The following is an 11,095-nucleotide window of genomic DNA, read 5'->3' as shown; positions in this document are numbered from 1 at the left end:
CACCGGGGCGCTGCAAAGCGTGGGTCACGTCGAAAAACACCGGATAGCCGGTGTGCTTCATATCGCCAAAGCCCAGCATGTCCACCACCAGGTTGTTGTAGCCAAAGCTGGTGCCGCGCTCGCAGAGCATCAGGCGGTCATTGCCCGCTTCCTGAAACTTGCTGAGGATATGGCGCATTTCATGGGGTGCCAGAAACTGCGGCTTCTTGATGTTGATGGCAGCGCCCGTTTTGGCCATGGCCACTACCAGATCGGTCTGGCGCGCCAGAAAAGCCGGAAGCTGGATGATATCGGCCACCTCGGCCGCAGGCGCAGCCTGCCAGGGCTCGTGCACATCGGTAATGATGGGCACGTTATAGCGCGCCTTGATATCGGCCAGTATCTGCAGCCCTTTATCCATCCCAGGGCCACGATATGAGTGAATCGAGCTGCGGTTGGCCTTGTCGAAACTGGCCTTGAAAACATACGGCATGCCCAGCTTTTGCGTCACGGCCACGTAAGCCTGCGCGACTTCATCGGCCAGTTCTGCCGACTCCAGCACGTTCATGCCGCCCAGCAGCATGAGTGGCAAAGAATTGCCGGCGGTTAAGCCGGCAACGTGGATGTGATGCTCTGGGAATTGGGATTGAGAAGACATGCTTCCCCCTTTATTCCTGAGGTGTGGCGTGGGCACGGGTACGTGCCGTCTTGTACTCGAGCGCGGCGTTGACGAACCCGGAGAACAGCGGATGGCCATCACGCGGCGTGGAGGTGAATTCCGGATGGAACTGACACGCCACGTACCAGGGGTGGTCGGCAAGCTCGACCATCTCCACCAGCGACTGGTCCACGCTCTTGCCTGAAATCACCAGGCCTGCACGCTCCAGCTCGTCGATGAACTGGTTGTTGACTTCGAAGCGATGGCGATGACGCTCGACGATCTCGTCAGCGCCGTACGCCTCGCGCGCCTTGCTGCCTGACGTCAAGTGACACACCTGGCCACCCAGACGCATGGTGCCGCCCAGATCAGAGGCCGCATCGCGCAGCTCGATCTTGCCTTCGGCGTTGATCCACTCGGTAATCAGCCCCACTACCGGGTGCTTGGTGTCGTGGGTGAACTCGGTGGAGTTGGCATCTTTCCAGCCTGCCACGTTACGCGCGAACTCGATCACCGCCACCTGCATGCCCAGGCAGATACCCAGGTAGGGGATGTTGTTTTCACGGGCGAACTGGGCGGTCAGAATCTTGCCTTCGACGCCACGCTCACCAAAGCCGCCCGGCACCAGAATGGCGTCCTTTCCAGCCAGGCGCTCGGTACCGTGACGCTCGATATCTTCGGAGTCGATGTAGTCCACGTTGACCTTGATACGCCCCTGGATACCGGCGTGGATCAGCGCTTCGTTCAATGACTTGTAAGCATCCAGCAGCTCCATGTACTTACCGACCATGGCGATGCTGATGGATTTCAGCGGGTTGAGCTTGGCATCGAGCACCTTGATCCACTCGGACAGATCGGCCGGTGCCGCCTCCAGGCGCAGCTTGTCGCAGACGATATCGTCCAGACCGTGCTCGTGGAGCATCAGCGGAATGCGGTAGATGGTGTCGGCGTCTTGCAGCGGCACCACCGCACGCTCTTCCACGTTGGTGAACAGCGCAATCTTGCGACGTTCGCTCTCTTCCAGCTCGACTTCGCTGCGGCAAATCAGAATGTCCGGCTGGATACCGATGGAGCGCAGCTCCTTGACGCTGTGCTGGGTCGGCTTGGTCTTGGTCTCGCCAGCGGTCTTGATATAGGGCACCAGGGTCAGGTGCATGTAGATGGCGCGACTGGCGCCCAACTCGCTGCGAATCTGACGAATGGATTCCAGGAAGGGCAGCGACTCGATATCGCCGACCGTGCCACCAATCTCCACCAGCGCCACGTCGAAACCTTCGCCGCCAGCGTAGACACGCTGCTTGATCTCATCGGTGATATGGGGAATGACCTGTACCGTGCCGCCCAGGTAGTCACCACGGCGCTCCTTGCGCAGCACGTGCTCGTACACTCGGCCGGTGGTGAAGTTGTTGCGCTGGGTCATCTTGGTACGGATGAAGCGCTCGTAGTGCCCCAGGTCCAGATCCGTCTCGGCGCCATCCTCGGTGACGAACACCTCGCCGTGCTGGAAAGGACTCATGGTGCCCGGGTCCACGTTGATGTACGGGTCGAGCTTGAGCATGGTGACCTTAAGGCCGCGAGCCTCGAGAATCGCCGCCAGCGAGGCCGACGCGATGCCCTTGCCAAGAGAGGACACAACGCCGCCGGTCACGAAGATATATCGTGTCATGGAAAACCTGTCGAAACGTGATCAAAAGGCGTAACAGAAAGCCACACCAGGATGGGACGACAGAATAGCAGATTACACCCTTCGGCTCAATTTGAACTGACATGGCCGCCGTGCCGGGTCGCGAGCTAAAGCTGCCTCCCACACTAACCACTGGCTGCCCATAAGCAGTGGGAGGCCGATTTATCGGGCAAAGGGGTGCCTCAGGCACCCCTTTGCCACCTCGTTACACGCTTAAACGCCCAGGTAGTCCAGAATGCCTTCGGCGGCCTGGCGGCCTTCATAAATGGCCGTCACCACGAGGTCCGAACCGCGCACCATATCGCCACCGGCAAAGATTTTCTCGTTGCTGGTCTGGAACGCATACTGGCCATGCTCGGGTGCCTTGACCAGATCCCAGTCGTTGACCTCGATATTGGCGCTTTTGAACCATGGGGCCGGGCTTGCCTGGAAGCCAAAGGCCACCACCACCGCATCGGCGGCAATGATCTCTTCGGAGCCGGGCACCACTTCCGGGCGACGGCGACCGTTTTCATCCGGCTCGCCCAGGCGCGTCCGCACGACCTTCACGCCCTCAACCTTGTCGTCCCCGACCACCGCTACCGGCTGGCGGTTGAACAGAAACTCGACGCCCTCTTCCCGGGCGTTGGCCACTTCACGGCGCGAACCCGGCATGTTCTCTTCGTCGCGGCGATAGGCACAGGTCACGCTGGCAGCACGCTGACGAATCGAGGTGCGGTTACAGTCCATGGCGGTATCGCCACCACCCAGCACCACGACCCGCTTGCCTTCCATGGAGATGAAGTCGCTGGGGTCTTTTTCGAAGCCCAGGCGGCGGTTGACGTTGGCAATCAGGAAATCCAGCGCTTTGTAGACACCGGGCAGGTCTTCGCCGGGGAAGCCACCCTGCATGTACTTGTAGGTGCCCATGCCCAGGAACACCGCATCGTACTCCTGCAGCAGCGTCTCGAACTCAATGTCGGTGCCGATTTCGGTATTCAGGCGGAACTCGACGCCCATCTCTTCGAAGACCGCGCGGCGGCGCTCCATGACGTTCTTTTCCAGCTTGAACTCCGGGATACCGAAGGTCAGCAGGCCACCAATTTCCGGGTACTTGTCGAACACCACGGGCTTGACGCCGTTACGCGCCAGAATGTCGGCACAGCCGAGGCCCGCAGGCCCCGCCCCTACAATGGCGACCTTCTTGTCGGTCCAGACCACCTTGGACATGTCCGGGCGCCAGCCCATGGCAAAGGCGGTATCGGTAATGTACTTCTCTACAGAGCCAATGGTGACGGCACCAAAGCCATCGTTCAAGGTGCAGTCGCCCTCGCACAAACGATCCTGCGGGCACACGCGGCCACACACTTCCGGCAGCGAGTTGGTCTTGTGGGACAGCTCGGCGGCTTCGATGATGTTGCCTTCCACCACCAGCTGCAGCCAGTTGGGAATATAGTTATGTACCGGGCATTTCCATTCGCAGTACGGGTTGCCACAGTGCAAGCAGCGATGCGCTTGACTGGCCGCATCGGTGGGCTTGAAGGGCTCGTAGATTTCCGCGAACTCTTTGGCACGGGTATGCGCCGGTTTTTTCTCGGGGTCTTTACGACCCACGTCGACGAACTGAAAATCGTTATTCAAACGGTTGGCCATGATCTCTCTCCTCGAAGCGTAGGCGCGGACGGTTATTGCGGCTGACGCCGGGATTGATCCAGCAGACTGCCCAGGCTAGCGGCCTTGGGCTTCACCAGCCAGAAGTGGCGTGCGTAGTCGCTGAAGTCTTCCAGAATCGCCGCACCACGCGCAGAGTCGGTCGCCGCCACGTAGGCTTCGATCATTTCGCGCAGGTGACGACGATAGGCTTCCATCGCTTCGGTATTCACCCGGTGGATTTCGACCAGCTCGTGGTTGTACTTGTCCACGAAGGTACGATCTTCATCCAGTACGTAGGCAAAACCACCGGTCATGCCTGCCCCAAAGTTGACGCCCGTCTCACCCAGCACACAGACCAGACCGCCGGTCATGTATTCGCAGCAGTGGTCACCGGCACCTTCGATCACCGCCGTGGCGCCAGAGTTACGCACGCCAAAGCGCTCGCCTGCCGTGCCCGCCGCAAACAGCGTGCCGCCGGTGGCGCCATACAGGCAGGTGTTGCCGATGATGGCGGTCTTGTGGCTTTCGAACTGGCTGACCCTGGGCGGCACGATCACGATGCTGCCACCGTTCATCCCCTTGCCCACGTAGTCGTTGGCGTCGCCTTCCAGGTAGAGATTCAAACCTCGCGCGTTCCAGACACCAAAGCTCTGGCCCGCCACCCCTTTGAAGCGCGCGGTGACCGGCGCCGCTTCCAGGCCATCCTCACCGTAGCGCTTGGCAATCGCCCCCGAGGTGAGCGCGCCCAAGCTGCGGTCGCAGTTGGTGATGGTGAAATCGAAGGTGCCGCCGGACTGGGTGTCGATGGCCTCTTTCAGCGCCGCCAGCACTTCCTGGTTCTTGGCACCGGGGTCGTGGGGCACGTTGCGGCTGACCACGCAGAACTGCGGCGCGTCGGCGGGCACGAAATCGTTGGACAGCAGCGGCGTCAGATCCAGCTTGCGCTGCGACGCAGTGTTGCCTTCCAGCACTTCCAGCAGGTCGGTACGGCCAATCAGGTCAGTGAGTTTGCTCACGCCCAGCATGGCCATCAGCTCGCGCACTTCCTCGGCAATGAAGCGGAAGTAGTTCTTCACCATGTCCACGGTGCCGCGGAAATGTTCACCGCGCAGGAAGTCGTCCTGAGTAGCGACACCGGTGGCACAGTTGTTGAGATGGCAAATGCGCAGGAACTTGCAGCCCAGCGCCACCATGGGCGCCGTGCCAAAGCCGAAGCTTTCGGCCCCCAGAATGGCCGCCTTGACCACGTCCAGCCCAGTTTTCAGACCGCCGTCGGTCTGGAGACGAATCTTGTCGCGCAGGCCGTTGATCCGCAGCGCCTGATGCACTTCCGGCAGGCCCAGCTCCCAGGGGGAACCGGCGTGCTTGATGGAGGTGAGCGGGCTCGCTGCCGTGCCGCCATCGTAGCCCGAGACGGTGATCAGGTCCGCGTAGGCCTTGGCAACGCCGGTGGCAATGGTACCGATGCCGGGCTCGGAGACCAGCTTCACCGACACCTGGGCATCAGGGTTGACCTGCTTCAGGTCGAAGATCAGCTGCGCCAGGTCTTCGATGGAGTAGATGTCGTGGTGCGGCGGCGGCGAAATGAGCGTCACGCCGGGCACCGAGTAACGCAGGCGGGCAATCAGTTGATTGACCTTGCCGCCAGGTAGCTGGCCGCCTTCGCCGGGCTTGGCCCCTTGGGCAACCTTGATCTGCAGTACGTCTGCATTGACCAGGTAGGCAGGCGTCACGCCGAAACGGCCAGAGGCGATCTGCTTGATCCTGGAGCTGCGGATGGTGCCGTAGCGGGCAGGGTCTTCGCCGCCTTCCCCGGAGTTGGAGCGACCACCGGCCTCGTTCATGGCCTGGGCCAGCGCCTCATGGGCCTCGGGGGAGAGTGCGCCCAGCGACATGCCTGCGCTGTCGAAGCGTGGAATCAGCGCTTCGATGGGCTCGACCTCTTCCAGCGGAATCGGCGTGGCCGCAGGCTTGAGCTTCAGCAGGTCACGAATGGTGGCCACGGGGCGCTCGTTCACCAGCTGCGCGAACTTCTTCCACTTGGCGTAGCTGCCCTCTTGTACCGCCGCCTGCAGTGCCTTGACCACATCCGGGTTATAGGCGTGATACTCGTGGCCATGCACGTACTTGAGCATACCGCCCTGAGAAATGCCCTTGCGCGGAATCCAGGCATCCTTGGCCAGCAGCTCCTGCTGCAGCTGCAGCTCGGCAAAGCCGGTGCCCTGAATGCGCGACGCCATGCCGACGAAACAGGTATCCATCACTTCATCGGCCAAGCCCACAGCTTCGAACAGCATGGAGCCACGGTAGGACGCCAGCGTCGAGATGCCCATCTTCGAAAGAATCTTGAACAGCCCCTTCTGCAGGCCCTTGCGGTAGTTCTCGCGGGCATCTGCCGGGTTACCGGTGAGTTCGCCAGTGCGGTGCATGTCGGCCATCACCTGATAGGCCAGCCACGGGTAGACCGCCGTGGCGCCCACGCCGAACAGCACGGCCATCTGGTGGGCGTCGCGGGCATAGCCGGTCTCGACCACGATGTTGGCATTCGGGCGCAGCGCCAGACGCCCCAGGTGCGAGTGCACGGCACCCACGGCCAGGGCTGCCTGGATGGGCAGTTGGCCCTTGGGCAGTTCGGCATCGCTCAGTACCAGAATTACCTTGCCCGCCTTGACCTGCGCTTCGGCTTCCTGGCACAGCGCCACAATGGCTTGCTGGAGGCTGGTGCTTTCCGGGTCGTAGCCCAGCGGCAGCAGATGGCTGGCAAATGCCGGGTCGTCCTGACTCACCAGCGCAGTGAACTTGCGTGGCGACAGCACCGGCGTGGTCAGGATCAAACGGTGCGCGTGCTCCGGCGTGGCCCTGAAGACGTTCAGCTCGGCACCGCAGCAGGTTTCCAGCGACATGACGATCGCTTCGCGCAGCGGGTCGATGGGCGGGTTGGTGACCTGAGCAAACTTCTGGCGGAAGAAGTCGGTCAGCAGGCGCGGACGGCTCGACAGGACCGCCATGGGTGTATCGTCGCCCATGGACCCGACGGCTTCCTGGCCGCTTTCTGCCAGCGGGCGCAGCACCTGGTCGCGCTCTTCGAAGGTCACCTGGAACATCTTCTGCTGCACATTCAGGGCGTCGGTATCCATGGTCTGGAATCGCGCCAGCTCGGTCAGCGCCGACTCCAGGTAGCTGGCCTCCTGCTTCAGCCAACGCTTGTAGGGGTAGGCAGACTTCAGGCGGTCATCGACGTCCTGGGTGTGCAGCACTTCGCCGGTGTGGGTATCCACGGCCAGCATCTGACCAGGGCCGACTCTACCTTTTGCCACCACGTCTTCCGGCTGATAGCCGTAAGTGCCGATTTCCGACGCCAGCGTGATGTAGCCATTCCTGGTGATCACCCAGCGCGCCGGGCGCAGCCCGTTACGGTCGAGCATACACACGGCCTGACGGCCGTCGGTCATGACCACGCCAGCGGGGCCATCCCAGGGCTCCATGTGCATGGAGTTGTATTCGTAGAACGCCCGCAGCTCGGCATCCATGGTCTCCACGTTCTGCCAGGCAGGTGGCACCATCATGCGCACGGCGCGGTGCAGCTCCATCCCCCCGGTCAGCAGTACTTCCAGCATGTTGTCCATGCTGGAGGAGTCGGAGCCGGTGGTGTTGACGATTTCATCCAGCTTGGCGATATCGGGCAGACGTTCGTTGACGAAGTTCGCCTTGCGCGAGTTCGCCCAGCCGCGGTTGGCTTCGATGGTGTTGATTTCACCGTTATGTGCCAGCAGGCGGAACGGCTGCGCCAGCGGCCAGCGCGGCGCCGTGTTGGTCGAGAAGCGCTGGTGGAAAACACAAATGGCGGTTTCCAGGCGCGGGTCGTTCAGGTCCTTGTAGAAGGCTGGCAGGTCTTCCGGCATTACCAGGCCTTTATAGGAGACCACTTCGCTGGAAAGCGACGCCACGTAGAAGTCTTCATCACTGCGCAGGGCCTGCTCGGCATAGCGGCGCGCCATGAACAGGTCGACATCGAAGTTGTCGCTAGTGCCAGGCGCCACGAACAGCTGCTCGATACGCGGCAGGCAGTCCAGTGCCATGGGGCCACAGACACTGGAGTCGGTGGGCACGACTCGCCAGCCCAGCACGTCCAGGCCGCGGGCGCTCAGCTCGCCAACCAGGGTTTCCCTGGCCTTGCTGGCACGCGCATCGTCGTCAGGCAGGAATACCACGCCCACGGCAAAGCGCTCGCCCAGCGCCACACCGAGCGCCTCTTGAGCTGCCGCACGCATGAACTGTGCTGGCATCTTGAGCAGCAGACCACAACCGTCGCCGGTTTTGCCGTCTGCCGCGATACCACCACGGTGCGTCATGCAGGTAAGTGATTCAATGGCCGTTTTCAGCAAGTCGTGACTGGCCTGCCCTTCCATATGGGCAATCAGGCCAAAACCACAGTTATCGCGAAACTCGCCAGGCTGGTGAAGACCTCTATTCATTGGGCGTGCCTCTAGTCATCGTATTTTACCAGCAGCGTTTTTATGGTATTATTTCGGGTTTTCTTTTTTTATTGCTCTTATTACCCGCCTGAAATAAGGGCTTTCCCGCATCCGCTGCTGCAAGAAAATGGTTGCTCAGCATAGCGATTTGCAGTCGCGTAGCGCAATCACCCAGAACTCGCCAACCGCAAAAAAACCTTGTCAAATCCTGTAGTTGCATGCTCAAACTACAAAAAAATACATACACTTCAAGCACTTGCACAGTCATTGCACGATTTTTAAACGCTGCCTACAAAGCATTAGACTTTGGTCTAAATCAAAGCAAAAAACCCATGCCGATAGCGCATAAGCCATGCTAATTGGATACTAACAGCCAATAAAAAGCCCGCCGTGGAGTGGGCGGGCTTTGCCAATATCGTGACTGACGCATGATCAGCATCCGACGCTACCTCGCTAGGCTTTGTACGAAAAGTCGGCGAGCGATGGCCAGACAAGGCAAAAATCGGCGAAAAGACGGAGTTTACAAGGTGTAAATGAGTACTTTGAGCCGATTTTTAACGCCGTATGGGCGAGCGTAGGCAGTTTTCGTACAAAGCCTAGGCGCGAGGGTAGCCGGTCAGCAGCTCGGTCAGCAGTTCCGGGGGCGTGGCATCGCTGACGCAGGCATCCCCCAGCGCCTTGAGCAGCACCAGGCGCAGGCGCGCATCGACGTTTTTCTTGTCCAGGCGCATGCGCACCAGAAAATCATCGGCGCTCATATCACGCGGCGCGGCCAGCGGTAGCCCGGCACTTTCGATCACCGAGCGAGTGCGCGCCAGCGCATCCTCCGTGATCCAGCCTAGCTGGCATGACAGCGTGGCCGCCATGGCCATGCCCGCCCCCACCGCCTCACCGTGCAGCCAGTTGCCATACCCCTGATGCGCTTCGATGGCATGGCCAAAGGTGTGCCCCAGGTTCAATAGCGCGCGAACCCCCTGCTCGGTTTCGTCTTCGGCCACGATGTCGGCCTTGATCTGGCAGCTTTTGGCAATCGCCTCGGCCACGATGCCTGGCTCCACCTGACGCAGGGCATCCATGTGCGCTTCCAGCCAGCCCAAAAAATCTTCGTCACGAATGAAGCCATACTTCACCACTTCGGCCAGGCCCGCCGACAGCTCCCGGGGCGGCAGCGTGGCCAGGGTATCGATATCGACGATGACGGCTTTGGGCTGCCAGAAGGCGCCTATCATGTTCTTGCCCAGCGGATGGTTCACCCCGGTCTTCCCGCCCACCGAGGAGTCCACCTGCGAGAGCAGGGTGGTGGGCACTTGAATGAACGCGACGCCACGCTGATAGGAGGCAGCCGCATAGCCCACCATGTCGCCAATCACGCCACCACCCAACGCAATGAGCGTACAGCGGCGATTGAACCCAGCTTCCAGCAAGGCATCCCAGATGCGGCTGACCTGTTCGATACTCTTGTATTGCTCGCCGTCGGGCAGCACCAGCGTGCGTACGTCAAGGTGGTCAGGCAAGCTTTGGCACAGCGCGTCGAGATAGTGCGGCGCAACGGTCTCGTTGGTGACCACCATGACTTGCTCACCCGCCAGGTAAGGCACGAACCGCTCAGGGCGATTCAACAGCCCCACACCGATATGAATGGGGTAGCTTCGCTCACCCAGATCCACGTTCAGAGTGCGTTCTATGCCTGAGGGCTGTGTCATGACGATACCTTTGTTTGCGTTGTGCCGGTTGCTTCCAGCGGGTCGACCAGCCGGTGGACTCGGCGCAGAATTTCATTGACCACGGCGCGCGGGCTGCGACGATCCGTACGTACGGTAATATCGGACGTGGCGCGATAGAGGGGGTCACGGGTGGCGAACATGTCGTTGAGCACCTGCTCCCGATCGGCACACTGGAGTAGCGGACGATTACGGTCCTTGGCCGTGCGTTTGAGCTGTTGTTCTACGGTGGTCATCAGGTACACCACGGTACCGCGTTCACGCAGCGCACGACGGTTCTCTTCACGTAGCACCGCCCCACCTCCGGTGGCCACCACCACGCCAGAAAGCCGTGTCAGCTCGTCGATCATCTGGATTTCGCGCTGACGAAAACCGGGCTCCCCTTCCACGTCGAAAATCCACGGGATATCGGCACCGCAACGATCCTGTATGGCATGGTCGCTATCATGAAAGGAGCGCGACAGCTCCGCCGCCAACAGGCGACCTATCGTGCTCTTGCCAGCCCCCATGGGGCCGATCAAAAAAATATTGGGTAAATCCTGCATTAGCGAACCGCCAAACCATCATCAAGTAAACGAGGAGTAATAAAGACCAGTAACTCTACCTTTTCATTGCTCTCTTCGGTATAGCGAAACAGCCGACCGATAAAGGGCAAATCACCCAGCAGCGGGGTCTTGGCCATCTGGCTCAGCTGCTCGGTGGTCAGAATCCCACCCAGCACTACCGTCTGACCGTTGTCCACCAACACCTGAGTTTCGATCTGATTGGTGTCGATGGGCGGCTCACCGCCAAACTCGCTTTCCCGGAAACTGTCGTTCTTGATCACCAGATCCATGATGATACGGTTATCTGGGGTAATTTGCGGCGTGACTTCCAGCGACAGCTCCGCCTCCTTGAACTCGGTATCCGGGTTACCCTGTGCATCGACGCTCTGGAAAGCACGCTC

Annotated in this window: 6 protein-coding genes and 1 pseudogene; all 7 read right to left on the bottom strand. The window is 60.6% G+C overall.

From position 1 onward, the window contains the following. On the bottom strand, window positions 1-637 hold a 637-nt coding region (gene kdsA / locus B7L72_RS15265; protein ID WP_081195349.1), incomplete at its 3' end, for a 3-deoxy-8-phosphooctulonate synthase. A gap of 10 nt (window positions 638-647) precedes the next feature. Beyond that, window positions 648-2,303 (bottom strand): CTP synthase, encoded by a 1,656-nt coding sequence (locus B7L72_RS15260; RefSeq protein WP_039180087.1) that lies wholly within the window; start codon window positions 2,301-2,303, stop codon window positions 648-650. A 231-nt stretch (window positions 2,304-2,534) separates the two neighbouring features. Then, window positions 2,535-3,953 (bottom strand): FAD-dependent oxidoreductase, encoded by a 1,419-nt coding sequence (locus B7L72_RS15255; RefSeq protein ID WP_039180089.1) that lies wholly within the window; start codon window positions 3,951-3,953, stop codon window positions 2,535-2,537. Between the two features lie 32 nt (window positions 3,954-3,985). Next, window positions 3,986-8,428, bottom strand: coding sequence for a glutamate synthase large subunit (gene gltB, locus B7L72_RS15250; protein WP_081195347.1), 4,443 nt, complete (start codon window positions 8,426-8,428; stop codon window positions 3,986-3,988). A gap of 596 nt (window positions 8,429-9,024) precedes the next feature. Next, complete coding sequence (gene aroB, locus B7L72_RS15245; RefSeq protein ID WP_081195345.1) at window positions 9,025-10,131, bottom strand: 3-dehydroquinate synthase; 1,107 nt, start codon at window positions 10,129-10,131, stop codon at window positions 9,025-9,027. Further along, window positions 10,128-10,694 carry a shikimate kinase AroK gene (gene aroK, locus B7L72_RS15240; RefSeq protein ID WP_039180095.1) on the bottom strand — a complete coding sequence of 189 codons (567 nt, stop codon included), beginning with the start codon at window positions 10,692-10,694 and terminating at the stop codon, window positions 10,128-10,130. The genes aroB and aroK overlap by 4 nt, the downstream gene beginning before the upstream one ends. Next, window positions 10,694-11,095 (bottom strand): annotated as a pseudogene (locus tag B7L72_RS15235) (type IV pilus secretin PilQ); the annotation flags it as partial. The gene aroK and the pseudogene B7L72_RS15235, both read right to left, overlap by 1 nt.

Source organism: Halomonas sp. BC1 (assembly GCF_002078135.1).
GTDB lineage: Bacteria > Pseudomonadota > Gammaproteobacteria > Pseudomonadales > Halomonadaceae > Vreelandella > Vreelandella stevensii.
The sequence above is the reverse complement of the archived record's forward strand: the minus strand, read 5'-3'. Positions and strand labels throughout refer to the sequence as shown.